Here is a 25,390-nt window from a genome sequence, read left to right as displayed (position 1 = left end):
TGCGCCTCGATGAGACCACTCTCCGAGGCGCAATGATCGGCGAACAGCTGACCTAGCCCTGGCTGCAACGGCCCATGACGTTATAGGTCAGTACATGGCGTTTGCCTTGCGAATCCTGGTAGGTCATGTGCGTCGGTACCACTGCGCAAACATCCGGCACCGGGTCTTCAGAGATGACCTTGGCGACATCCAGGTGGGTACCGTAGCGATATTGCTCGACCTGTTTAGTCGTTGCAGAACCTTCCTGCGCTGCTACCACAGAGCTGAAGCCCAACAGTGCGACGATGATCATTGCCGTTTTCATGATGTGATTTCCTAAAGTAAGTGTGATGTTGCTGGCAGGACGAACTTTAGGCTTGAGGGTTTTGCGCAAACAGGCACGGATCAGGGAAAGACTTTTATCAATTTCGAACACAATCTTGGGGTGTCTGACGCTAGGGCGTTTCACAGGGGCCGGCGAGGCGGGATGGTAACCGGGCTTGAATGCCGCGCACCCTTGGATGCGCGGCAGACTATCGTTTCGATACTCACGAAACTGTCGCGAGACGAACCTGGCTTTTACAACGCAAACGTAGTCCCCCGAGTATTCACAAACAGCGAATAGATCGAGTGACTGCTGGCCATGAACAGCCGATTCCCTTCGCGCCCCCCAAAGCACAAATTCGGGCAGCGCTCTGGCAGGGAAATGTGCCCGATGGCCTTGCCCTGCTGATTGAAAACGCGCACGCCGTCGAGTTTTTCCAGGTCAGCCTTGGGATCACCATTGCCGCCCCAGCCGCACCACAGGTTGCCGGCTTCGTCGCATTTGATGCCGTCGATGGCGGCATATTCCAGCCCTTCGATGTGCTTTCGGCGTTCGCCAAGTGTGCCGTCGTCATTCACGGCAATCGCCCAGATCAAGCGATTAGGCTTGGCGCGACCTTCGACGACGTAAAGGGTTTTTTCATCGGGCGAAAAGCACAGGCCGTTGGGGCCGTTGAGATCATCGATGACCCGAGTGACTTTTTTGCTCTCGCCGTCGATTCGGTACACGGCGTGGGGTTGGCTCGGGGTGATTTTGTGGCCCTCGTAGTTATTGCTGGTCTGGAATGGCGGGTCGGTGAACCAGATCGAGCCGTCACTTTTGCAGACGATGTCGTTGGGCGAGTTGAAGGGCTTGCCGTCGAAGCTGTCGGCCAGCACGGTGATCGTGCCATTGGCTTCGGTGCGCGTGATGCGCCGGCCTTCGCTGGTGGTGGTGGAGCCTTCGCAGACGATCAGACGCCCTTGGCGATCCCGGCACATGCCGTTGGAGAAATTGGAATGTTCGCGATACACGCTGAAGGTGTCGGTGATTTCGTCCCAGCGCATGATGCGATTATTTGGGATGTCGCTGACCAGCAAATAGCGGCCATCACCGACCCAGACCGGACCTTCGGCCCAGCGCATACCGGTGGCAAGTTTTTCAACACTGGCGTTGAAAATACGCAGATCGAGGAAGCTATCGTCGAGGATGTGAATCAGCGGATCAGGGTAGCGCTGACTCAAGGGTTCGGCGGCTTCGGCGATCCGCGTCAGTGCGGTGCTGCCAACGGTGGCGAGCGTGGCGGAAACGGCGAGGGACTTTTTCAGGAAGCTGCGGCGGGTGTTGCCTTGCGCTTGGTTGAAGCTCTCAGGTTTGGCGGACAGGCGTGAGTCCATGTAGCGATCTCCGTGGTTTTATTTTTTTTGTGGGAGACGTAGTAATACCTTGTGATAGGACATCGTACAAGTTGTTCGTTGTCTGCGAGTTGTAGGGCGCTTGTCCATAAGCGCCCTGATCGGTCAGCGGTCCAGCCAGAGCTTGATCTGCGCGCAGACGGCCTGGGTAGAAATGCCGTAACGATCATGCAGTGTCGGCAAAGCACCCGCGTCCAGAAACGCGTCCGGCAAGGCGATCTGCCTGAACGCTGGCGTGACCCCGTTACGCAGCAGCACACCAGCGACGGCCTCACCGAGACCACCAATAATCGAGCTGTTTTCTGCGGTGACCACCAAACGACCTGATTTGCGTGCTTCGGCAAGAATGGCTTGCTCATCCAGCGGCTTTATCGTCGGTACGTGCAGTACGGCGACATCCAAGCCATCGGCTTGCAGTTCCTTGGCGGCTTCCAGTGCACGCATGGTCATCAGGCCGGTGGAGATGATCAGCACATCGTTACCGGTGCGCAGGGTTTTGGCTTTGCCGATCTCGAACTGATAGCCGTACTCGTCGAGCACCAGCGGTACGTTGCCGCGCAGCAAGCGCATGTACACAGGCCCTTGATGCGCGGCGATCGCTGGTACGGCCTGTTCGATTTCCAGGGCATCGCAGGGGTCGACAATCATCAGGTTGGGCATGGCACGGAAGATGGCCAGGTCATCGGTGGCCTGGTGGCTGGGGCCGTATCCGGTGGTGAGACCGGGCAGGCCGCAGACGATTTTGACGTTGAGGTTTTCCTCGGCGATGGCCATGCAGATGAAGTCATAGGCACGCCGCGAAGCAAACACCGCATAGGTCGTGGCAAAGGGGACGAAGCCTTCACGGGCCATGCCCGCGGCTGCACTCATCAGCAGTTGTTCGGCCATGCCCATTTGATAGAAACGGTCCGGGTGGGCCTTGGCGAAGATGTGCAGGTCGGTGTATTTGGACAGGTCGGCGGACAGGCCGACGATGTCCTGGCGTTGATCAGCCAGCGCCGCCAGCGCATGACCGAAAGGCGCGGCTTTGGTGGCTTGGCCCTCAGAAGCGATGGACGCGATCATCGCCGACGTGGTCAGGCGTTTCTTGCTCGGCTCGGCAGTCGGCATGGGTGTGTTCACGGCGTTGTTCATTGGTTTTTTCCTTCTTCAAGATTGCGCAGCGCCAGGTCCCATTCGTGCTCTTCCACACGGATGAAGTGGGTTTTCTCGCGGGTTTCCAGGAAGGGCACGCCTTTGCCCATTTTGGTGTCGCAGATGATCACTCGTGGTTGGCTGCCGGAATGATTACGCGCGGCATCGAACGCGCTGACCAGCGCCTCCAGATCATTGCCGTCGACGCGCTGGGTGAACCAGCCAAACGCCTGCCAGCGATCGACGATGGGTTCGAACGAGAGGATTTCACTGGAGTGACCGTCAGCTTGCTGGTTGTTGACGTCGACGATGGCGATCAGGTTGTCGAGCTTCCAGTGCGAAGCCGACATGACCGCTTCCCACGTCGAGCCTTCGTTCAACTCGCCATCGGACAGCAGGTTGTAGACGAAGGAGGGCGAACCTTTGCGCTTGAGTCCCAGGCAGGCGCCGACCGCGATGCCCAAGCCTTGGCCCAGCGAGCCGCCGGTGATTTCCATGCCCGGGGTGTAGGCGGCCATGCCCGACATCGGCAGGCGACTGTCGTCCGAGCCGTAGGTTTCCAGCTCTTCGAGCGGGATGATCTCGGCTTCGATCAGCGCCGCGTACAGTGCAATGGCGTAGTGACCGATGGAGAGGTAGAAGCGATCGCGCTGCTCCCATTCAGGGTCTGCGGGGCGATGATTCATCGCATGAAAGTAAGACACCGCCAGCAGATCGGCAGCGCCGAGTGCCTGGCCGACGTAGCCCTGACCCTGGACCTGGCCCATGCGCAACGCATGGCGGCGAATGTTGTGCGCGCGCTCCGTCAGGCTCAGGGATGCAGCGTGTGAAAGATTAGTCGTCATGATGAAACTCCGTTAACTCAACGATTGACCAGGGCGGCGGGAATGCGCAGGACCAGACTGGCGCCGAGGAACAGCACGCCCGTAATCAGGTACATGCCGATGGCGCTGGAGCCGGTAAGGGTGGTGATCCAGCCGATCAGATAAGGCGAGCAGAACCCGGCGAGATTGGCGAAGCTGTTGACCGCGGCGATGCCAGCGGCGGCAGACACCCCGCCGAGCAGCGTGGTGGGCAGCATCCAGAACAGCGACGTCGCCGATAAAATGCCGGAAGCGGCCAGGCACAGACTGAGGATCGACAGCGTCGAATTGCCGCCCATCATCGCCGCCAGGCTCAAGCCGATCGCACCGGCAATCATCGGCACGATGAGGTGCCAGCGGCGTTCGCGATGTTTGTCACCACTGCGGCCCACCAACAACATCGCGACGATGGCGCACAGGTAGGGCAGGCTGGTCATGAAACCGATGTGCAGCGGGTCGGAAACCCCCGCATTGCGCACCAGTGTGGGCAGCCAGAAGGTGATTGCGTACTGGCCCATCACCACGCAGAAGTAGATGGCCGCCAGCAGCCACAGACGGCGATCACGAATGAATTCGCCAACCGAGGCGTGGGTGACTTTTTGCTGGTCGTCTTCAGCCAGCTCGCGGGTGATCAGGGCTTTTTCTTCGTCATTGAGCCAAGTGGCTTGATGCACGCCGTCTTTCAGATAGCTCAGCACCAGCAGCCCGACGATGACGGTCGGTACCGCCTCCAGAACGAACATCCACTGCCAGCCGGCCCAACCGTGCACGCCGGCAAAGTGGTTCATGATCCAGCCGGAAAGCGGACCACCGACCATGCCTGACAGCGGAATGGCGATGAACCACAGCACCGTCATGCGTGCCCGACGGTAGGACGGAAACCAGTAGGTGAGGTAGAGCAACAGGCCCGGCGCCAGACCGGCTTCGGCAATCCCCAACAAAAATCGCAGCGCATAGAATTGCCACGCGGTTTCGACGAAGGCGAACAGCGCCGAGACGATGCCCCAGGTGATCATGATCCGCGCGATCCACACGCGCGCACCGACCTTGTGCAGGATGATGTTGCTCGGCACTTCGCAGAGGAAATAGCCGATGAAGAACACGCCGGCGCCCAATCCGTAGACCGTTTCGCTGAGGGCCAGATCGTTCATCATTTGCAGCTTGGCGAAGCCGACGTTGACCCGATCCAGATAAGCGCACAAATAGCACAGCATCAGGAAAGGCATCAGGCGCCAGGCCGTTTTGCGATAGGCAGAGGAGCGCACGGTCGAAACCGCTTCGAGCGACAGGGTAGTCATGATGGTCTGATCTCTTGTTTTTATTGACCGCCAGGCCATCAGGCCCGGCTGCGTCATCGATCCAGAACCGCACGGGCCGCACAGGCCCGCCCAGAAGTACTCAGTGAATCAGCATGCCGCCGTTCACATCCAACGTGATGCCAGTCAGATAAGAGGATAAGTCGCTGGCGAGAAACAGCGCAGCGTTGGCGACGTCTTGCGCCTCACCCAAGCGACCCAGCGGAATGCCGTCGATGATGGCGTGACGGCGCTCATCCTGCATCAGGCCGCCGGTAATGTCGGTGTGGATCAGGCCCGGCGCGATGGAGTTGACGCGAATGTTGTCGGGGCCCAGTTCCCGCGCCATGGCTTTACCCAGACCCAGCACACCGGCCTTGGCCGCGCTGTAATGCGGGCCACCGAAAATGCCGCCACCGCGTTGGGCTGACACGGACGACATGCAGACGATGCTGCCGCTGGCCTGTTGACGCATAAGCGGAATCACCGCTTGGGACATGAGCAGGGTGCCGCGCAGGCTGACGTCCAGCACCTTGTCATAGTCCGAAGGACGAATGTCGAGGGTTTTGAGTGGCTGGGTGATGCCGGCGTTGTTGACGAGGATATCAATACGACCGAAGTGCTCGATGATGGTGGCAACGGCTTGCTGAACCTGTGCATCGTCCGCGACGTTAGCCGCCAGTCCCAGGTGACCTTCGCCCAACGATGCGGCGGCGTCACGCGCTGCGGAGGCATCCAGATCGAGAATGACGACACGTGCGCCTTGTTGTGCGAACGTCGTCGCAGTAGCGCGGCCGATGCCACGGGCAGATGCGGCACCGGTGATGATTGCGACTTTGCCTTGGAGAAGCATGGAGGTGTTCCTCTAATTGTTTTTATGGGTTCGGTCCGCAAAGAACCGATGACTCAGCTTGTCCTCCAGACCGGCCCTGAGCAATAACGCAAACCTCACTGGGTGCTGAGAAAAATTCAGCACTCGCCAGCGCTATCTGCCAATGCTTGAATAGCCATAACCCCGGCCCAAGCCACTTGCAGCGGAAAAACAATCATCATGAGTTCATCTGGCGATGCACCTGCGACCCTGCCACCCCTGAAAGCCATTCAGGCCTTTGAGCAAACGGCACGCTTCGGCAACGTTGCCCGCGCCGCCGAATTGCTGGACTTGACCCCGTCAGCGGTCAGTCACCAGTTGGCGAAGCTGGAGGCGATGATCGGGCGTCAGCTATTTCTCAGAACAGCCAGAGGCGTGACACTGACGCCAGTGGGCGAGCAATACCTGACTGAAGTGTCCGGCATCCTGCACAGCCTGGCGGTGGCGACAGAGCGTGCCGCCAGCGATGTCAGCCTCGATTGTCTGCGGTTGCACTCGTCGCCCAGCTTCGGACTGCTGTGGCTGATGCCGCGGCTGGAACAGTTTCGCCAGAGTCATCCCGACATCCAGCTCAATCTGTCGTGTTCGTACGAATCACTGCATTTCAGTCGCGACAAGATCGATGTCGACATCCGTCACGGCATGCCCAATTGGCCAAGTTTCGAAGTCCGTACGGTGCGCAATGAAAAGATCGCGGTTCTGGCGTCACCGAAACTGCTGCAGCAGCGCCCGATCCGCACAGTCGCGGATCTGCTCGACTGCAATCTGATCCTGTCGGAAGCGACGCTGATCAAGTGGCCGCAGCTGTTTGCTCAACATGGCCTGTCGCGTCCTGAAAAACCCTATTCACTCAGCTTTGACCGCTCCTACATGACACTGGAGGCGGCCAGTCACGGGCTTGGGTTCGCGTTGGAAAGCACGCTGCTTGCTCAGGATTATCTGGCGCGCGGCGCTTTAGTCGAAGTGACGCCAGGCTTGAGTGCGCCGATCACCGCGCACCACCTGGTGTTCCCGAGAGCGCATGCCGGTTTTCCTCGGGTCAGGAGATTTCTGGAGTGGATGCAGAGTGAGTTGGGGCACGACTTCAACTACTGACGGTTATGTCATGAAGACTGCACCTGAATGTCGGGTATCTACTGATGTATCTCGGTCACGGACATGGTGAACACCAATTTGGATCTGCCCGCGTTGGAGTAGGAGTGAGGCACATCAGTTTTCGCCACTGCCGAACTCCCGGCAGGAATGATCAGCTCTGTTTCCCCGATCATGCATTTCAACGTGCCTTTCTCTACATGGAACAGTTCAAGCGTGCCTTGAGGGTGCCCCGATGAAGCGAACGATTCACCTGGATGCATTTCCCAGCGCCATAACTCGATCATGTTCGGGCCGGACGTTCCTGCAAGAAGTCGCGCGGTGCCTCCAAGGTCACCGGTCCAGAGCGTAGGGATATCCTGGCTTTCGATGATATGGGCAGAGGGTGCCTCGGTCACATTGACGATGTCGGCAACCGACAGGCCCAGCGCGGCTGCGATTTTGCAAAGAATGCCGATACTGGGATTCGCGGTGCATTTTTCTATTTCAACGACCATTCCTTTGCTCACGCCTGAGCGCCGAGAAAGCTCGTCCAGCGTAATTTTCTGTGCCTTGCGGGCTTGTTTGAGTGTGCGTGCGACGGCCAGGCTGACGGCTTGAGCATCAGCACCCGGGGTAGTCGACAAACTGGCATTCATGGTCATTGATCAGGTTCATGAAAAAAGTGCTGGAATTTTCGGCCCTTAACGATCGTGGCGTCAATCGACTCACCCACTGAAGCGGAACATGGCGGTCATTATATTGACTAAATCGGTCATCGATAGATAGCATGAAACACCATTTGAATCCTGGAGGTTTTTGATGCTGTCCGTACTGCCGTTGATCGATCCAGCCGTTGCAGAACTGGCTCCGGAGTTCCGGGCCCTGAGCATTGTGGTGGAAGCTGCACCACTCACTCGTCCTGAAGTTGCTCGGGCCGCCCTGGATCATGCTTGCAAGGCTGTGCAGGCAGGTGGTCCAAGCTGGGGAGACGCTCACCTTGCCGCCTGGGCCGACGCCTTCAGAAAGTTCGGGGCCAAGCCGCAGCGCACGCCTTGTTCAGCCGAAGCGTTGCGTAAAAGGGTTTTACGTGACGGGACCTTGCCGAGCCTCGATCCCATCGTCGATCTCTACAACGCCATCAGCATCGAGTACGCCATTCCGGTAGGCGGGGAAAACATAGAGGCTTATGCAGGCACTCCGCATCTTGTCGTCGCCGATGGCACCGAGCCGTTTGACACGATGAAAGAGGGCGTTCCTGCTGTCGAGTATCCGGATGCCGGCGAAGTGGTCTGGCGCGATGACAAAGGCGTGACCTGCCGCCGCTGGAATTGGCGGCAAGGTGTCAGAACGCGCCTCGGTGCCGATGCGAAGTGCATGTGGTTCATTCTGGAGAGTTTGCCAGCGATGCCGCTTGAAGCCTTGACTGAAGCCGGGGACAAGCTGATCGCAGGTTTGCAGCAAATGATGCCCGGCGTGCAGATTGAAAGCTCGCTGATTGGTCCCGGGCCAAATAGTCGATAGACCACTGAACAGAATGATGAACCGCCTTGCTGGAAGAAGGGCACACGTCGAGAATGCCCTTCTTGAGTTCAAAGGTTCGGAATTTGCTGCGGGCACCATTGGGTCTTAGCCAACCATCACCTCATCCAGCGCCTGCTCCAGCAGGCTGACCGTGCGCTCGATATTCTGCAGCTTCTCGAGCCCGAACAGCCCGAGGCGGAAGGTCTGGAAGTCCGCCGGTTCATCGCATTGCAACGGCACGCCCGCGGCTATCTGCAGGCCGTGCTGGGCAAATTTCTTGCCGTTCTTGATATCCGCATCATCGGTGTAGCTCACCACCACGCCCGGGGCCTGAAAGCCGGCTGCGGCGACGCTTTTGAAACCTCTGCCGGTCAACAGGACGCGCACCCGATCGCCCAGCGCCTGTTGTTCATCGCGGATCTTGTCGAAGCCGTACACTTGCGTCTCTTTCATCACGTCGTTGAACCGCGCGAGGGAATCGCTGGGCATGGTCGCGTGATAGGCATGTCCGCCCTGTTCGTAGGCCTGCATGATCTGCAGCCACTTTTTCAGGTCGCAGGCGAAGCTGCTGCTTTGCGTCTGTTCGATACGCTCGAGCGCCGCAGCACTGAACATCACCAGGGCGCAGCAAGGGGAGGCGCTCCAGCCTTTCTGCGGGGCGCTGATCAGCAGGTCGACGGCGCATTGGTGCATATCCACCCAAATCGTGCCGGAGGCGATGCAGTCCAGCACAAACAGCCCGCCCACTGCATGCACGGCGTCGCCGACTGCCCGCAGGTACTCGTCGGGCAGGAGGATCCCGGATGAAGTTTCAACGTGGGGCGCGAAGACCACCTGCGGTTTCTGTGCGGCGATGGCTGCCAGCACTTCGTCCAGTGGCGGCGGGGCGTAGGCTGCCTGGCGACCCGTCTCGATCGGCCGGGCTTTGAGCACCGTGGTGGCCGCCGGGATATTGCCCATATCAAGGATCTGGCTCCAGCGATAACTGAACCAGCCGTTGCGTATCACCAGGCACTGTTGGCCGGTGGCGAACTGCCGCGCCACCGCTTCCATGCCGAACGTGCCGCTGCCCGGAACCACCGCCACCGCTTCGGCGTGGTAGACCTGTTTCAGGGTCGTGGAAATGTTCTTCATCACGCCTTGAAAGGACTGCGACATGTGATTGAGCGAGCGGTCGGTGTAGACCACGGAATACTCGACCAATCCCTCGGGATCGATGCTCGGATAGAGCTTGGACATGGTGACTCCTTCGGCAGAGAGGTAAACATCATTGGCAAGCAAGTGTAGGCAAAGGGCACTGGCAAATCACGTTGGCCAAGTGGAGCCCTCTGGTTTAGTTTTGCACTCCAGGGTTTTTCTGATTTGAACTCACCGTACTGACGGATCGCACGCCCCCCATGCTTACAAACCTGTGGTATGTCGTTCTCCCATCGTCACAGCTGACTGATGGACTGATGCCGGTTAAATTGCTCGGACAACCGTTCGTTGCGTTCCGCGATGACGCGGGCGTCGCTCATGTGCTTTCAGATATTTGCGTGCATCGCGGCGGTTCACTGTCAGCCGGCAGCAAGGTCGGCAACAGCGTGCAGTGTCCCTATCACGGCTGGCGGTTTGGTGGTGATGGTGTGTGCACGCAGATACCGGCGCAGCCGGACCTGCGGATTCCCGCCAAGGCCCGCGTCGATGCGTACCCGACGCTGGAGCGATACGGTTGGATCTGGGCGTTTTTAGGTGATCTGCCAGAATCCGAGCGTCCACCGTTGCCCACGCTCGACTGGCTCGACGATCCCGCCATCCGCGTGGTCTCGGGCCACTTCGACTGGCAGGCCAGTTGGGACCGGATTATCGAAAACGGTCTGGACTTCGCGCACGCACCGTTTGTCCATGGATCAACCTTCGGCGATCCGGATCATCCCGAGATTGAATCATTCGAGGTCGACAGCGATGCGTGGAGCGGCAGCGCCCAAATGCTCATGCGCAGGCCGGCACGCAAAGGGCTGCTGCGGCGCAAATCCTCCACCGAGTTTGTCAGTGTGGCCACTGTTCCGGGGTTTCACCTGTCCGGCCCTTGTACAACGCTTGAGCTTGAGTTGCCTAACGGCTGGCGGATCTACATCGTCTCGGCGCATGTGCCGATTGACGCCAATCGCACGCGCACCTGGTGGATGATGGGCAGAACGTTCCTGCGCACCCGACTGCTGGATCGCAGGTTCATTGCGAGCAATATCCGTATCTTCGAACAAGATCACGCTGTGCTGAAAAACGTCCGGCCCGAGCGTGTGCCGGACTCTTTTCAGCAGGAGGTTTCGTTGAAATCCGATGCGCTGCAGATTGCCTTTCGCAAAGACGTGCAGGCACTGGAGTTGCGCGGCTGGCGCATTGATGAAGAGCGTCTTGCGCGAACGTTCACTGGACGCAAAGCCTGCGCAATACCCAGCCCTGAACGTCGTCAGATTCGCGCTTGGGCGATTGAACCTATTCCGCTCGTGGATATCACCCACGAATCTGAATAGCGGTGCGAGCCAGCCTGCGCTTGGCGCAGACTGGCGCAACCCCTAGCGCGTCTCACATTGCGGCGAAGGCTCGCCGCTCAGTGCATCGACCATCGGCGGATGCTCCTGCACCGCTTGACGCAAGTCTTCAGTCACCCGCAGCTCCGCACCAGTCGGCGAGAACGTCGCTGCCGCCGCAAAAGGTGCGGGATTGGCCGGAACCGGGCGTTTGCCACGGCGCCACAGGAAGAAGGTGACCATGCACAGATTGACCAACGCAAACACCCAGAACAGTCCATTGGCGCCGAACGAATTCATCACCGGCGAGATCATCATCGGGCTGATCGCCGAGCCCAGCGAGTTGATCAGCAGCAAGCCCTGAATCATCGGCACCAAGGCTTCGGCCGGGGCGCGGTCGGCGGCGTGGCTGACCGCGACCGGGTACAGCGCAAACACGCCGCCACCGAGCAGAAACAACATCACCGCGAGCATTGTCGAGGACAACGGCAGCAGGACGATCACCAGCGACAATACCGTGCATGCCACCGTCAGAATGGTCAGAACCTGCAAGCGATCCTTGCGATCGGACCAACGTCCCACCGGGTATTGCAGGAGCATCGCGCCGAGAATCGTCCAGGCCATCATGCTGCCAACTTCCCCGACATTCAGACCGCTGCGTTGCAGATACAACGGCAGCAAGGTGTAAATCGCCGCGATGGTCACACCCGAGCCGAAACAGCCGACCAGCCCGGTCGGTGTCACGCCCAACAGTTGTCGGGGTTTGAGCGGCTCGACTTGATCGAGCAGTGGCGACACGCGCGGCAGGATCACGATCGGCAGCACCGACAACGAGGCGAGCATGCCGGCCACCATGAACGGTGCGCTGTCGCTCAACCCGGTGATTTTCCCCAGCGTTGCCTGGCCCAGCACACCAGCGCCGTACAAGACGATCATGTACAGCGCGAGCAAGCGCCCACGAATCTTCGCGTCGCCCGCCAGCAGCAGCCAGCTTTCGATCACCAGAAACACGCCGACCGTGGCCCAGCCGTTGATCAGGCGCAGGGCGAACCAGCCCCAAGTGTCATAGAACAAGCCCTGCAGCAGAATGGTCACGGCGATCAGCGAGGCGAAACTGCCATAGGCGCGGATATGGCCGATGCGCAGAATCAAACGGTCATTGAACACCGCACCCAGGGTCAGGCCGATGAAGTAGGCCGATGAAACGATACCGATCATCGTGGTCGAGGCACCGGCAGCGTCCAGTCGAAGGGTGGTCAGCGACGACATGAAACCGTTGCCCAGCGCAACAATGAACAGCCCGAGCAGGGGCGCCAGCGCCATGGCCAGCAAACGCGGAGACATAAAAACCTCTAGAGGACGAACAGCGCAACGTGCGCCGCTGCGCATGCGATTGCCAAGCCGAAGTGTGTTGTGGTGCAGGCAGACACCGAGGGGGCTGCAAGAGAGCGCGGGATTCTAAGGCTTGTGCAGGATTTGCCAATAGTTGTTTGCTGCGACGTTAGGACGCAGGGGTTGCCCTTTATGCTTGTCCTGAGTGGCTGAGCAAAAAACAGCTTTTTGCCACCACCTAAGTGCTAAATTGCCGCGCGTACGATAAGTGTTCCGCAATCACGCAAGTTTCTGGAGATCAACAGCATGGAAGCCACCCGGATAGGCCGAAGAGCCGCAACACGTTACCTCGCAGTATTTGGCCTATCGCTGCTGTTCAACCCGTCAACCCCAGCCTTCGCCTTCAACCCCGACTTGCATTCGGCCTATGCACTGAAAGCAGCTCAGGCGTATCAACGCTGCCCGGGGGTGAAGTTGCCCGAACAGTTGGCGGAGGCTTTGGCGGCAGGCACTGACGCTGAGGATTCAAACCTGCTAACGCTCCCTCAGCGCGCTACCAATTGGCACTTCTATAACCGCAACAAAAAACTTGAGCCATTCTGGTTCGCCAACCGTAGCCTGGACGTGATTTTTTCCAAACGTATTGAAAAGCTGAACGCGCTGCTGGTGGAACCCGGTGCCGATCCCGTTGCGGTATACGAGCAAGCGGGAAGGGTCTTGCATTACATACAAGACATGAGCGTCCCCGGCCATGTCGTGCCGGCTTACCACGCCAAGTTGCCGGGCAATCATGCCGATCCGTTTGATGAGTTCGAGAGCATTGAAGCGCTGCCAGTGTTCGACTTGTCTGACGCGCAGTGTCAGGCGCTTCGTGATGAGGCGGATAAAGCCGATGCCACCCCTCAAGGTTTTCTGGACGCCGCTGCGACAGCAACCTTGCAGGCGATTGAGCAGATAGACGCGGCCGGCAAACCTGTCGTCGACGGTGCATGGCAAGCGTATTGGGTGTATCCCGCCCGAGATACCGATGAGGCCCGCAAAGGCTGGGGCCAATACGGTAGCTGCGAATTTGCAAGGGGCGATATCAACGCTGAGTGCAAGCGTGAAGAAGAGCTTGTGGCGTTGTTTGAGCAGCAATCTCGACAGGCTCAGACAAATTCGGTGTTGATGCTTTTTTATGTGCAAAAGAAGCTGGCCGAAGCAGGCCAAACTCGACCGTGAGAACCGCTGGCGAGAACCCCTCACGCACTGACTTTAACCTCAGCCTTGACCACTGATTTACGATATGTCAGCAAAACGATGCCCGTGACCACAATTACCCCGCCGAGAATCTGTCCGTTGCTGAGCATCTGATCCAGCACAATCCAGCCCATCAGCAGCGTTGCCAATGGTTCGATGTTCATCACCGGCGCATTGCGCGGCATGTCGAGTCGAGGTACGGAAATGAACAAGACGATAAAACCTGTGCCGTACAGCACCACCAGAGTGGCGAGGGCCAGCCATCCGGTCGAGGTGGCGGGCAGGTTCAATCCGCCGGGAAGAGCGCCCGTCAGCCCTGCGAGGTTGACGCTGCTGAACACGATGAAAATGGTCAGCAGACTGCGCACCGAGCCGCGTACCTGAGACAGTTTGTGGTCGGTGATCCACAGCGCGCAGGCGAACACGCTGGCGGCGCAGAACGCGAGCGCGACGCCGGTCAGCCATTGCGCACTGACGTCTGTCGTGGTCGAGAGGCGCCCGGGGACATCCAGCACAAACACCAGACCCAATAGAATCAAACCCATCAATATCGCGGTGCGCGCGCTCGGTCGCGGGCCACCCAGCGCCCAGGTGAGCAATGCCAGCAGAATAGGGAATACGTTCGCCACCAGCAGGGCCAGCGCCACCGGCACCCGTGCGACAGCGGAATACAGACACAGACTCTGCGCAGTGATCAGCAACCCCAGCAGCAGTTGCCAGCGCCATGCGCCCGCCGGCAAACGCGGGCTTTGTCTTTGCCACAGCACCAGCATGGCGAGCACCAGCAAGGTCCCGCCGGAACGCATCAAAATCGCCAGCAACACTCCCGCACCATCATCAAATGCGACTCGCGCCGCCACATGATTGCCGGCAAACGCACAGCCCATGCACAACAGAATGATCACCGCCAGATAACGGGGGTAGGGTGGCGGCACGGTTTGCGTAGCGGTAGGGCGAGGCATGGCAGATCTCAGGATTGTTAGCCGTTCGAACGACTTGGTTTTTATTATGTTGTCGTACAACTAGTCCGTTTTATCGCATTCGGCGACGTCGGGCAATAGACCTGAAAGCGCACAGCTACGCATATGTTCGGCGTTAAGCCGGTTTTTTACCTATTTGACTAAGCGTAGAGATCGTACGACTTGGTAGGGCAGGGGCGCATCGGCCCCTGCTTGGATTTACACATCATGAGAGGTGGGTGGTCTGCTTCTGCTCAGGCATGAAATGGATAATCGATGTAGCCACGCTGATCCCCGCCAAAGAAGCTGCTCGGATCCGGCACGTTGAGCGCCAGGCCATCGTGCAGCCGACGCGGTAAGTCAGGGTTGGCCAGGAACGGCCGGCCAAAAGCGATGATGTCGGCACGATCAGCGATCAGCGCCTGCTCGGCAGATTGCGCATCGTAGCCGCCGGCAAGGATCAGCACGCCGTTCCACGTTTTGCGCAACTGGGCAATGATCGCGTCCCAGCGCGGGTCGAAGTTCTCGTCTTTGACTGTGCCGACCATCGCCGGCTCGACCAGGTGCAGGTAGGCCAGATTCCAATGATTGAGCGCTTCGACGAGGTGGCCGAAGGTTGCCTCCGGGGTGTCATCGCCCATGCCCATGAAGCGCCCCATCGGCGTCAGGCGTACGCCGACCCGTTCGGCACCGACTTCTTCAGCCACGGCCGCAACCACTTCCAGCAAAAACCGCGCGCGATTCTCCACGCTGCCGCCATAGGCATCGTCACGCTGGTTGCTGTTGCTGTTAAGAAACTGGTCGAGCAGGTAACCGTTGCCGGCATGAATCTCTACACCGTCCATGCCCGCCTGCAATGCGTTGCGCGCGGCCACGCGGTAGTCCTCGACGATGCCGGCGATTTCCGCGGTTTCCAGCGCGCGCGGCACCGGCACATCACCCCAGACACCGTTACCGTTTTCGTCGACGATAAACGTCTTGCCAGGTACCGGCAGCGCGCTGGGCGCAACCGGCAGGCCAGCATCGGGTTGAAAACTGGGGTGGGACACCCGGCCGACGTGCCACAGTTGCATGAAGATCAGGCCGCCGGCCTCATGCACCGCCGCGCTGACATCACGCCAAGCGCGGACCTGCTCGGGGCTGTAGATGCCCGGCGTCCAGGCGTAACCCTGAGCCTGCGGGGAGATTTGTGTGGCCTCGGTGATGATCAGCGCGGCACTGGCCCGCTGGCGGTAGTACTCGGCGTTCATCGGCGTCGGTACATCGCCCGGTTGGCCGGCGCGTGAGCGCGTCAACGGCGCCATCGCCACGCGATGGGCGAGGGTGTAAGGACCGAGTGCGAGGGGTTGGAACAGACGACGGGTCATGGGTAGCTCCAGATTTCAATTGAAGGAATTCAAGCGCGGCAGCGGGGCCGCGAACCAGTGCCGCTAACTTAACCGGGTGTCGTGAGGGTGATAATCGGTGACCGGCGCTACGCTGTTTTGCGCGCAACGCAACGGCGCCCGTGCTCATCAGCGATGTACACGGGCGTGGCTCAGGCGGATTGGTTTGAGCGCGTGAGCGGTAGGTTCAGCCAGCGCCGGCCAGTGGCGTTGGCGACGGCGTTGCCAAGGGCGGCGGCCATCGGCCCTTGAACGATTTCAGCGGCACCGAGGAAGGGTTCTCCCGGTTGGTCGAGCAAATGCACATCGACTTTTTTCGGCAGTTGCGTGAAGCGCAGAATCGGATAACCGCTCCAGTCGTAGCTGCGAATGCCCCCCGCGTCGTAGGCGACTTTTTCGTACAGGGTCCAGCTCGCGGACTGCACGATGCCGCCCTCGACCTGATTGCGCAGGCCATCGGGGCTGACGATCTGGCCGACATCCACCGCCGTCACCACGTGATCGATGCGGATCTCGCCAGTCTGCGGATGCACGCGAAGTTTCACCGCGATGGCGCAGTAACCCATGATGTTTTTGTAGCGGGCAAAGGCGAAACCGATACCGGCGCCGGGCTCGCTGCTTTTTTGCGGCCAACCGATCTCATCACGCACACGTTCTACCACCGCGCGAGCACGCGGGTCGCTGAGATGGGCCAGACGCAAGGCGACCGCGTCGATGCCGGCCCTGATCGCCAGTTCGTCGATACTCGCCTCGATGGCAAAAATGTTGATGTGCGCGCCCAGTGAACGCATGGCCGAGGTGCGAAAGGGCATCTGGGTGACGAAGGTCATGTTGATGCGCGTCGAGTTCAACGCATACAGCGGTACCGCGTTGCGATCACCATCGCCTTCGGGCTGGGCGATCGGCACGGATGGCGCCGAGGCGAAGGGCCGCGCGAGCAAGCGTGCCGGCAGCAGACGCCCGGCGTTGACGATGCGTTCGTTATGCGGCGTGGTCCAGAGTTCGTAGGCCCAGTCCTGCAGGCGGCCCTGGCTGAGGCCGGCGTCGACTTCGGTGACCATCGCCGAGCTATACGGCTCCCAAAGATTTTCCTGTTCGCGCATCCATTGCACGCGCACCGGCGTACCGGGCACGCGCAGGGCAATCAATGCTGCATCGGCGGCGGCATCATCTGCGCCGTTGTGGCCGTAACACCCTGAGCCTTCAGTATGAATACAGCGCACCCGCTCAGGTGGCAGGCCGAGCATTTCGGCAATGCCGGCGCGCAGCGGGTAAACGCCTTGGGTGTGGGTCCAGACGGTGAGCGTGCCGTCCTTGAACCAGGCGACTGCGCAAGACGGGCCGATCGAGCCGTGCATCAGATATTGCTTGGTGACCCGCGCCTGAAAACGCGTGTCGGCCGCGCCGTTTGGCGTGCCGCTGTGGCTGATCGGATAGCGCCGTGAGGGCAGGCGTTTGAGCAGGTCATGAATCTGCGCCGCATCAGGAATCGCCTCGCCGCTGCTCCACTGCGCGACTTCGCTGGCACGGCGCATGGCTTTGATCGCTTGCCACTCATCACCGGCGACCACCGCCAGATAGTTGCCGTCGCGGATCACCTTGACCACGCCAGCCAGCGCTTCGATGGACGCCGCGTCGAATGCTTGCAACGTGCAGCCCGGACGGGGCGGGCGGATCACCCGCGCATGCAGCATGCCCGGCAGGCGCATGTCCTGGACGAAGGCCGCACCACCGCTGACCTTCGCCGGAATGTCGAGGCGCGGCAACGAATGGCCGATCAGTTTGAAATCAGCGGCGGCCATCGCCGGTGACTGAGCCTTGGCATATTGATGCACATCGACATGCTTGACCGCGTCGGCGTAACTCATCTGCTGGCCGGCCGGGCCTACGATCACAGCGTCGCGGGTGCTCAGCAGTGCTGCATCAACCTGCCAACTGCGCGCGGCGGCATCGACGAGCATTTCGCGTACCTGTGCGGCGGCGTTATACAACGCGGTACCGCTGTCGAAAATACTGTGGCTGCCGGCGGTGTAGCCTTCGTTGGGTGTCAGCGCGGTGTCGGCGGTGAATAGGTTGATCGCGGACGCCGGCACCTGCAAACGTTCGGCGGCGATTTGCAGCAGCGCGGTTTTCACCCCGGTGCCCAATTCGACCTTGCCGGTGTAGACGGTAATGCCGTCGGCGCCGATGCGGATCCAAGCGTCGAGAAACGGATTGGTGCGCAGGCTTCCGGGCAGGTCGGGGGCGAGGACCACGGTGCCGAGCGTATCGACTTCCGTATCCGCTAATACACGCCGCGCGACCGGCAGCAGGGTGAACGCCATCAGCAACGCACCACCGCGCAGAAAGGCGCGTCGGCTCGGATTCAATTCATTCGACTCACTCATGTCAGGCTCCCGTTGTGCCCGGCCACCTGTTTGATCGCCTCGATGATCCGCAAGTGCGTACCGCAGCGACACAGGTTGCCAGCCATGTGCTCGCGAATGGTCGCCTCATCCGGGTGGCGATTACGCTCAAGCAACGCCTGCGCGCGCATCAACATGCCGGCAATGCAGTAGCCGCATTGCGCGGCCTGTTTCTCAATGAACGCCGCTTGCAGGGGGCCAGGATCTTCTGCGCTACCGAGGCTTTCCACGGTGCGGATTTTTTTGCCTTCGAGGCCGGCGCAGGGCGTCAGGCAGGCGAACACCGGTTGATCATCGACGATCACCGTGCAGGCGCCGCACTGACCGAGACCGCAGCCGTATTTGGCGCCGTTGAGGTTCAAGTGATTGCGCAGCGCATACAGCAGCGGCATGTCCGGCTCCAGCTCAAGCGCTTGCGCGGCTCCGTTGACGTTGAGGGTGATCTGGCTCATTTCGTCTCCTGACGTAACGCTTCAATAGTGGAAGAGAGGTCGGCCCACGGTTGATCGGGGCTGGCTTGCTGACGCAGATACGCGGCCAGTGCGCCGAGTTGCGCGTTGTCGAGGCTGGCGGCGAATGCAGGCATCAGCGGACCGGGCGATCCGGGTGTGGCGGGCAAGCCTTCAAGCACGGTTTTGAGGAAATTGCGCGAGCTGGCCGCTTGCAGCGCCGAGGTGTTTTGCAACCCCGGGCGACCATCGATGGTGCGCATCGGCGCCGCTGGGCCATGGCAACCGGCGCAGGCGCTGCTGAAGAGCAGGGCGCCGGTCGAGTGGTCTGCCGGGGCATTGGCGGCGCGCTGCGCTGTTGTCTCTGTCACCGAAAGCGGGTTTTCCAAACTGAGCAGGTATTCGGCAATCGCCTCGGCCTCACTGGCGGGCAAGCGGGCCAGACTCAAGCTGACCGGACGCATCGGCCCGGCGGGTGTGCCGTGGCCATCAACGATCTCAGCGCGCAGATAGCCGACCAGTTGCTCACGACTCCACGGGTTGCTGCGCTGGCCCATGCCGACCAGCGCCGGCGCGTGCCAGCCGTCAACGCTGCCGCCCTGTAGGTATGCCGAGGACTTTTCCGCGCCGATCAGGTTCAGCGGCGAATGGCAGCCGGCGCAATGGCCCGGGCCATCGACCAGATAACGCCCGCGATTCCACGCCTCGCTACGCCCCGCCAGAGGCGTCAGCGGCTCACCGTGCAGAAATAGCAGGTTCCAGAACGCCACCAACGGGCGAATGTTCATCGGAAAATTCATCTGGTTCTGCGCGGCCGGCGCGTGCACGGCGGGGCCGCTCATCAAGTAGGCGTAAGCGTCGGCGATGTCTGCTGCGCTCATGCGCCGGTAGTGCACGTAGGGGAACGCCGGATAGAGCAAGTGACCATCGCGAGCAATGCCCTGACGCATCGCCCGCTCGAAGGCCGGCAGTGACCATTGGCCGATACCGGTCTCAGCGTCCGGGGTGATGTTGGTGCTGTACAGCTTGCCGAACGGCGTTACCAGCGGCAGCCCGCCGGCCAGATATTCACCGCCGGGGCGGGTATGGCAGACCGCACAATCGCCGGCCTCGACCACCCGCGCCCCGCGTTGCAATTGCGCAGTATCGAACAGCGTCGGGCGCTCGATCGGCGCAATTGCCGGGCGCCACATCAGCCAAATGGCGACGATCAGACCGAGCACGGCGACGACTGCCACGCTGATCCATAGCGTTCTGGATTTCAGCAAGTGGCGGCTCATGGGACGGAGAAAAACGCGGTAGGCAATGGCAGAACGGATCGGATACGGGTCATGACAACGCTCCTTGTAACAGCCGGGGAAGGGCACCGCTGGGGATGACGACGCCAGGGGCCAAAGCGTAGAGAAACCGTCTGCGCGGGAGAATCAGCGGCGCACGCAACAGCGCGTTGCGCGAGAAGCAACGCCTGCGCCGTTGCGTCGGACGCATCACTGCGTTGCCCGCCGCGTGGATTCTGCGCATCGCCACAGGGCCGTAGCCTTGGCAGCACTTTCCTGAACTCAATGAGGTGTCATCATGCTCACGGGCAACCCGGCCGTTGCGGCGAATGCCGAACAGCCAACTTCACTGTCCGGCCTGATGGTCGCGTTCCTGGCATTTTGCTGTGGCGCGGTCGTGGCCAATCTTTATTACGCGCAGCCGATCGTCGAACTGATTGCACCGCAGATCGGACTGTCCAGCGCCAATGCCAGCCTGATCGTTTCGTTGACGCAATTTGGCTACGCACTGGGCCTGTTGCTGCTGGTGCCGCTGGCCGACCTGATGGAAAACCGTCGGCTGGTGGTCGGCTTCACCCTGGCGGCGAGCGTCACATTGCTGTGCGCCGGGCTGACCCATTCACCGTCGATGTTCCTGCTGTTGTCTTTACTCATCGGTCTGACCTCGGTGGCCGTGCAGATCCTCGTGCCGCTCGCGGCGCACCTGGCGCCCGAGGCCAGTCGTGGCCGCGTCGTCGGCAATATCATGAGCGGTCTGCTGCTGGGTATTCTGTTGTCGCGGCCACTGTCGAGCCTGTTGGTTGAAGTGTTCGGCTGGCGCGGGGTGTTTTACAGCGCGGCGGCCCTGATGGCGGTCATCGCGCTGATCACTGCGGTGGCGCTGCCGCGTCGGCTGCCGACGCATAAAGCTTCGTATGCTGCGTTGATCGGTTCGGTGTTTGCCTTGGCCCGGCGCTATCCGCTGCTGCGTCAGCGCTCGCTGTATCAAGGGCTGCTGTTTGCCAGCTTCAGTCTGTTCTGGACCCTCGCGCCGATTGAACTGATGCGTCACCACGGCTTCACTCAGGCACAAGTCGCGATCTTCGCGCTGGTCGGTGCGGTGGGTGCCATTGCCGCACCGATTGCCGGACGTCTGGCCGATGCCGGGCATGGTCGTCGCGGCACGCTGGTCGCATTGCTGCTGGCGCCGGTTTCGCTGCTGATCGCCGCACTTCCGGGCAGCGGTTATGTCTGGCTGGTGGTGTGTGCGGTGCTGCTGGATTTCGCCGTGCAATTGAACATGGTGCTCGGCCAGCGTGAGGTGTACGCCCTCGATCCCCACAGCCGTGCGCGCCTTAACGCCGTGTACATGACCAGCATTTTCGTCGGCGGCGCGCTGGGGTCTCTGGTTGCGAGCCCGCTGTACGAGCACTTCGGCTGGAACCTGTCCGCCGTCGCGGTGGCGCTGCTGCCAGCGCTGGCGCTCGGGTTGTTCCTGAGCCGCAAGGCCGATGTCTGAACATCCGGCAAGTGCGGGCGAGCACGGCGGCACAAGACGAAGGGCGAACAGTGATGCACAATCATCCGCGTTCCCTCTCGACCGGACCCCGCTTATGGACAAGTTGCTGGCATTGAAGATGTTTGTGGAAACCGTGCGCTGCGGGGGTTATTCCTCGGCAGCGCGCAAACTCGGGATATCAACGTCGTCAGTGACCCGGCAAGTCGCGGGGCTGGAACACGAGTTGGGCGCGAGCCTGCTCAATCGCACCACGCGCAACACCAGCGTGACCGTTGCCGGCCAGACCTATTTCGAAAAAGCCGTGGCGATTCTCGACGCGATTGACGAGGCCGATGCCGTCGTTGCCGATCGTGGCGCCGAAGCGCAGGGCCGTCTGCGCATCAGCGTGCCGGTGGAGTTCGGGCGGCGCCTGATTGCGCCGCACCTGAGCCGTTTGCTTGAACGGCATCCCGGTCTGGAGATCAGTCTGTCGCTGAGCGATCAGGTCAGCGACCTGCTCAGCGAGCAGATCGATGTTTCGGTGCGACTGGGATCGTCGGTGGTCAGTGAAGACATCGTCAGCAAACGCGTGGGGCAGTTCGAACGCTGGGTGGTAGCGAGTCCGGCGTATCTGGCGCGTAGCGCAGTGCTCTGTCACCCACGGGATTTGCTCGAGCATCAATGCCTGCGTTTCGATTACGGCGGCACCCACCAGCACTGGACTTTTCAGAATGAAGACGCGCCCATTCAGCTCAACGTCCACGGGCGCCTGCAAAGCAATAATGCCGACATCCTGCGCGAAGCCGCCATCGGCGGCGGCGGGGTGACGCTGCTGGCCGACTGGCTGGTGCGCGACGACGTCGCATCCGGCCGGCTGACCCGCTTGCTTGAACAGTACGAGGTCAATCCCGGCAGTGCCAGCACCTGCATCAACGCGTTGTATTTACCCAATCACCGTGGGTCCAGCCGGATCAATGTGTTTATCGACTTCCTGATGGAAATTCTCAGCCCGACGCCCGCGACCACGCCCGCTGCGTGATGCCTGCGGCTCAACGGCGCCCGGTCCGCGTACTCACATCCACCCAAACCGCCAACACCAGAATGCTGCCCTTGACGATCATCTGCCAGTAACTGTCGACGTCGAGCATCGACATGCCGTTATCCAGACTGGTGATGACCAGCGCACCGAGGAGGGCGCCGTACACCGTGCCGGAGCCGCCGCGCATGGAGGTACCGCCGATAAAGCAGGCGGCGATGGCGTCGAGTTCGCCCATGCTCCCGGCTGAAGGCGAACCGGCGGCCAGGCGCGCGGTGTTGACCACGCCGGCGAGGGCGCACATCACGCCCATGATCCCGAAAATCCACAGCTTCACCGCCTGCACATTGATCCCGGACAGGCGCGTCGCTTCCATATTGCTGCCCACGGCATAGACGCGCCGGCCGAACACGGTCTGACTGGTGACGTAACTGAACACGCCCAGCAGAATCAGCAACAACAAGACCGGCACGGGAATGCCGTCATAGCTGTTCAGCGTCTGAACGAAACCGGCGAGCACGGCGCCGATCACCAATACGCGGATGACGTCACGCACCAACGAATGCGCCGCGAGGCCGTGAAGGGCGCGATTGCGCCGCTGTTTCCAGGTCAGGAACACGGTCAGCGCGAACAGCAAAATGCCCAGGCCAGTGCCGATCGCGTGGGGCAGGTAACCCTGACCGATGTAAACGAGCTCCGGCGATACCGGTGCGATGGTCGTGCCGCCGGTAATCCCCAGCAGAATCCCGCGAAACGCCAGCATGCCGCCGAGTCCGACAATGAACGAGGGGATGCGCAGGTAAGCCGTCATGTAGCCGTTGGCGAGGCCGATCATCAGCCCACACAGGGCGACCAGACTGAGGTTGGCCAGCAGCGGAATGTGGTAGACAACATCGAGAATCGCCGCGAGACCACCGAGCAGGCCGAGTAATGAACCGACTGACAAATCGATCTCGCCGCTGATGATCACCAGCACCATGCCGCAGGCGAGAATGCCGGTGATCGACATTTGCCGCAGCAGGTTGGAGAGGTTGCGCGGGGTCAGGAATCCGCCTTCGGTCTGCCAACTGAAGAACAGCCAGATCAGCACCACGGCAAACACCAGCGCGAGCATTTTGTAGCGGGTGAACAGTTGTTTGACCTGATTCATTTACGCGGTTTTCCGATCATTATTGTTATGACTGCCAGGCTGGCTGAGGGCGGCGGCGAGTACCTGTTCCTGGGTGAGTTCATGGTTGATGAAGTCACCACGCAACTGGCCTTCGCCGATCACCAGCACGCGGTCGGAAACGCCAAGCACTTCGGCCAGTTCCGACGAGACCATGATGATCGACACGCCGGCAGCGGCCAGTGCGCCCATCAACTTGTAGATTTCGTATTTGGCGCCGACGTCCACGCCTCGGGTCGGCTCGTCGAGAATCAACACCCGGGGTTTGGCCAGCAGCATCTTCGCCAGCACGGCTTTTTGTTGATTACCCCCCGAGAGGCTGGTGATCGGCAGGAACGGGCTGGCGGTTTTGAGGTGCAGGCGCGAGATTTCCTTATCGATGCTGCCCAGTTCGGCTTCGGCATCGATGCGGGTCAGTTTCGAGTAGTTGTCCAGCACGGCGAGGGTGATGTTCTGGCCAACGCCCAGGTCCGGAATGATGCCTTGGCGCTTGCGGTCCTCCGGCACCAGGCACAGGCCGGCGTGGATTGATTTGAGCGGCGTGCGGGTGTCGATGGGATGCCCATCGAGCCAGACTTCGCCCTCATGGCGACCGGGGTAGGCGCCGAACAGCGCGGTCACCAGTTCGGTGCGGCCTGCGCCGACCAGCCCGGCGATACCAAGGATCTCGCCGCGTTTGAGCACGAAGGAAACGTCGTCGACCCGTTTGCGCTTGGGGTTGTCGACGTCGTAGCAGGTAATGTGCCGGGCCTCGAAAATCACCTCGCCAATATCGTGCGGCTCGGAGGGGTAGAGGTTGCTCATTTCCCGCCCGACCATCTGCGTGATGATCTGCGCAATATCCATGTCGGCCATGGCGGTGGTGGCGATGTGTTTGCCGTCGCGGATCACCGAAATGGTGTCGCACACGGCGGCGACTTCATCGAGCTTGTGCGAGATGTAGACGCAGGCAACGCCTTTGGCTTTGAGGTCGCGGATGATGTCCAGCAACACCTCGATTTCCGAACGGCTCAACGCCGATGATGGCTCGTCGAGGATCAGCAGGCGGGCCTGTTTGTTCAGAGCCTTGGCGATTTCCACCAATTGCTGATAGCCGCCTCCGTACTGCGAAACCGGCAGCGACACGTTCATGTCGGGGACTTTCAGTTCGCGCATCAGCGCTTCGGCGCGGTGAATCATCGCCGGGTAATTCATCCGTCCGCCGGGTAGTGTCAGCTCGTGGCCCATGAAAATGTTTTCGGCCACCGACAGGTCGGGCACCAGCGTCAGTTCCTGGTGAATGATGACGATGCCGGCGGCTTCCGTTTCGCTGATCGATTGCGCCCTGAGCGGTTGCCCGTCCCAGAGAATTTCACCGTCCCAGGTGCCGTGCGGGTACACCGCCGAAAGGATCTTCATCAGCGTCGACTTGCCGGCGCCATTCTCGCCGCACAGGCCAACGCACTCGCCGGGCCTGACCTTGATGTCGATGCCGTTCAGCGCTTTGACACCGCCGAAGGTTTTGACGATGCCGTTCATTTGCAGCAGATAGTCGGACATGGAGAGGGCTCGTATATCAAAGACTCACACACCACGAAACCTGTGGGAGCGAGCCTGCTCGCGAAAGCGTCAGTTCAGACAATGCTTCGTTGACTGACACAGCGCATTCGCGAGCAGGCTCGCTCCCACAAGGGTTTTCGTATAACCGGGGATTTGTG

Annotated in this window: 22 protein-coding genes; 6 read left to right on the top strand and 16 right to left on the bottom strand. The window is 60.7% G+C overall.

All coding sequences use genetic code 11. The features are described 5' to 3' along the window. Window positions 1–52 precede the first annotated feature (52 nt). The 6 genes from ACOYXH_RS11480 to ACOYXH_RS11455 form a co-directional block, all read right to left on the bottom strand. A complete protein-coding gene (locus tag ACOYXH_RS11480) occupies window positions 53–304 on the bottom strand; it encodes a DUF2790 domain-containing protein (protein ID WP_160040049.1) in 252 nt (83 codons plus the stop codon). 254 nt (window positions 305–558) lie between these two features. Then, on the bottom strand, window positions 559–1,680 hold the full coding sequence (locus tag ACOYXH_RS11475) for an SMP-30/gluconolactonase/LRE family protein (RefSeq protein ID WP_460064586.1): 1,122 nt from the start codon (window positions 1,678–1,680) through the stop codon (window positions 559–561). A gap of 123 nt (window positions 1,681–1,803) precedes the next feature. Continuing rightward, on the bottom strand, window positions 1,804–2,832 hold the full coding sequence (locus tag ACOYXH_RS11470) for a transketolase family protein (RefSeq protein ID WP_258709908.1): 1,029 nt from the start codon (window positions 2,830–2,832) through the stop codon (window positions 1,804–1,806). Then, window positions 2,829–3,677 (bottom strand): transketolase, encoded by an 849-nt coding sequence (locus ACOYXH_RS11465; protein WP_460064584.1) that lies wholly within the window; start codon window positions 3,675–3,677, stop codon window positions 2,829–2,831. Before ACOYXH_RS11465 ends, ACOYXH_RS11470 begins: the two co-directional genes overlap by 4 nt. 17 nt (window positions 3,678–3,694) lie before the next feature. Further along, on the bottom strand, window positions 3,695–4,993 hold the full coding sequence (locus ACOYXH_RS11460; RefSeq protein ID WP_016984522.1) for an MFS transporter: 1,299 nt from the start codon (window positions 4,991–4,993) through the stop codon (window positions 3,695–3,697). A gap of 100 nt (window positions 4,994–5,093) precedes the next feature. Continuing rightward, window positions 5,094–5,843 carry an SDR family NAD(P)-dependent oxidoreductase gene (locus ACOYXH_RS11455; RefSeq protein WP_016984523.1) on the bottom strand — a complete coding sequence of 250 codons (750 nt, stop codon included), beginning with the start codon at window positions 5,841–5,843 and terminating at the stop codon, window positions 5,094–5,096. A gap of 198 nt (window positions 5,844–6,041) precedes the next feature. On the opposite strand from ACOYXH_RS11455, the gene ACOYXH_RS11450 reads away from it, so the two are divergent. Beyond that, entirely contained in the window at window positions 6,042–6,956 is a 915-nt protein-coding gene (locus ACOYXH_RS11450) for a LysR substrate-binding domain-containing protein (protein ID WP_460064581.1), read from the top strand. 38 nt (window positions 6,957–6,994) lie between these two features. On the opposite strand, the gene ACOYXH_RS11445 is transcribed toward ACOYXH_RS11450, so the two are convergent. Then, a complete protein-coding gene (locus ACOYXH_RS11445; protein WP_460064579.1) occupies window positions 6,995–7,597 on the bottom strand; it encodes a helix-turn-helix domain-containing protein in 603 nt (200 codons plus the stop codon). Window positions 7,598–7,754: 157 nt separating this feature from the next. Here ACOYXH_RS11445 and ACOYXH_RS11440 point away from each other — a divergent pair, with 157 nt between their 5' ends. Further along, complete coding sequence (locus ACOYXH_RS11440) at window positions 7,755–8,456, top strand: B3/B4 domain-containing protein (protein WP_460410710.1); 702 nt, start codon at window positions 7,755–7,757, stop codon at window positions 8,454–8,456. Between the two features lie 105 nt (window positions 8,457–8,561). Here the strand turns inward: ACOYXH_RS11440 and ACOYXH_RS11435 are convergent, their stop codons facing one another. After that, the gene (locus ACOYXH_RS11435) at window positions 8,562–9,695 is read right to left on the bottom strand and encodes an alanine--glyoxylate aminotransferase family protein (RefSeq protein ID WP_460410709.1); all 1,134 of its coding nucleotides are present in this window, start codon (window positions 9,693–9,695) and stop codon (window positions 8,562–8,564) included. Between the two features lie 158 nt (window positions 9,696–9,853). On the opposite strand from ACOYXH_RS11435, the gene ACOYXH_RS11430 reads away from it, so the two are divergent. Further along, the gene (locus ACOYXH_RS11430; RefSeq protein WP_460410708.1) at window positions 9,854–10,969 is read left to right on the top strand and encodes an aromatic ring-hydroxylating dioxygenase subunit alpha; all 1,116 of its coding nucleotides are present in this window, start codon (window positions 9,854–9,856) and stop codon (window positions 10,967–10,969) included. Between the two features lie 42 nt (window positions 10,970–11,011). Here ACOYXH_RS11430 and ACOYXH_RS11425 read toward each other — a convergent pair whose 3' ends face one another. Further along, a complete protein-coding gene (locus ACOYXH_RS11425) occupies window positions 11,012–12,310 on the bottom strand; it encodes an MFS transporter (RefSeq protein ID WP_095118906.1) in 1,299 nt (432 codons plus the stop codon). A 294-nt stretch (window positions 12,311–12,604) separates the two neighbouring features. On the opposite strand from ACOYXH_RS11425, the gene ACOYXH_RS11420 reads away from it, so the two are divergent. Next, window positions 12,605–13,519, top strand: coding sequence for a phospholipase C/P1 nuclease family protein (locus ACOYXH_RS11420; RefSeq protein ID WP_220556188.1), 915 nt, complete (start codon window positions 12,605–12,607; stop codon window positions 13,517–13,519). A gap of 20 nt (window positions 13,520–13,539) precedes the next feature. On the opposite strand, the gene ACOYXH_RS11415 is transcribed toward ACOYXH_RS11420, so the two are convergent. The 5 genes from ACOYXH_RS11415 to ACOYXH_RS11395 all read right to left on the bottom strand — a co-directional run bounded on the left by ACOYXH_RS11415 (window position 13,540) and on the right by ACOYXH_RS11395 (window position 20,003). Further along, the gene (locus ACOYXH_RS11415; RefSeq protein WP_095048973.1) at window positions 13,540–14,499 is read right to left on the bottom strand and encodes an EamA family transporter; all 960 of its coding nucleotides are present in this window, start codon (window positions 14,497–14,499) and stop codon (window positions 13,540–13,542) included. Window positions 14,500–14,750: 251 nt separating this feature from the next. Further along, the gene (locus ACOYXH_RS11410; RefSeq protein ID WP_460410707.1) at window positions 14,751–15,863 is read right to left on the bottom strand and encodes an alkene reductase; all 1,113 of its coding nucleotides are present in this window, start codon (window positions 15,861–15,863) and stop codon (window positions 14,751–14,753) included. A gap of 170 nt (window positions 15,864–16,033) precedes the next feature. Beyond that, window positions 16,034–18,268 carry a xanthine dehydrogenase family protein molybdopterin-binding subunit gene (locus ACOYXH_RS11405; RefSeq protein WP_460410706.1) on the bottom strand — a complete coding sequence of 745 codons (2,235 nt, stop codon included), beginning with the start codon at window positions 18,266–18,268 and terminating at the stop codon, window positions 16,034–16,036. Continuing rightward, complete coding sequence (locus ACOYXH_RS11400) at window positions 18,265–18,738, bottom strand: (2Fe-2S)-binding protein (protein ID WP_095125976.1); 474 nt, start codon at window positions 18,736–18,738, stop codon at window positions 18,265–18,267. Before ACOYXH_RS11400 ends, ACOYXH_RS11405 begins: the two co-directional genes overlap by 4 nt. After that, entirely contained in the window at window positions 18,735–20,003 is a 1,269-nt protein-coding gene (locus tag ACOYXH_RS11395; protein ID WP_460410705.1) for a c-type cytochrome, read from the bottom strand. The genes ACOYXH_RS11400 and ACOYXH_RS11395 overlap by 4 nt, the downstream gene beginning before the upstream one ends. A 307-nt stretch (window positions 20,004–20,310) precedes the next feature. On the opposite strand from ACOYXH_RS11395, the gene ACOYXH_RS11390 reads away from it, so the two are divergent. Further along, window positions 20,311–21,510: an MFS transporter gene (locus ACOYXH_RS11390; RefSeq protein ID WP_460410703.1), complete on the top strand. Its 1,200-nt coding sequence runs from the start codon at window positions 20,311–20,313 to the stop codon at window positions 21,508–21,510. A gap of 94 nt (window positions 21,511–21,604) precedes the next feature. Next, window positions 21,605–22,528: a LysR family transcriptional regulator gene (locus ACOYXH_RS11385; protein WP_460410702.1), complete on the top strand. Its 924-nt coding sequence runs from the start codon at window positions 21,605–21,607 to the stop codon at window positions 22,526–22,528. A 10-nt stretch (window positions 22,529–22,538) separates the two neighbouring features. Here ACOYXH_RS11385 and ACOYXH_RS11380 read toward each other — a convergent pair whose 3' ends face one another. Beyond that, window positions 22,539–23,675: a sugar ABC transporter permease gene (locus ACOYXH_RS11380; protein ID WP_007913196.1), complete on the bottom strand. Its 1,137-nt coding sequence runs from the start codon at window positions 23,673–23,675 to the stop codon at window positions 22,539–22,541. Continuing rightward, entirely contained in the window at window positions 23,676–25,232 is a 1,557-nt protein-coding gene (gene xylG / locus ACOYXH_RS11375; protein WP_460410701.1) for a D-xylose ABC transporter ATP-binding protein, read from the bottom strand. Window positions 25,233–25,390: the final 158 nt, after the last annotated feature.

The organism is Pseudomonas sp. Mb7 (assembly GCF_054790525.1).
The sequence above is the reverse complement of the archived record's forward strand: the minus strand, read 5'-3'. Positions and strand labels throughout refer to the sequence as shown.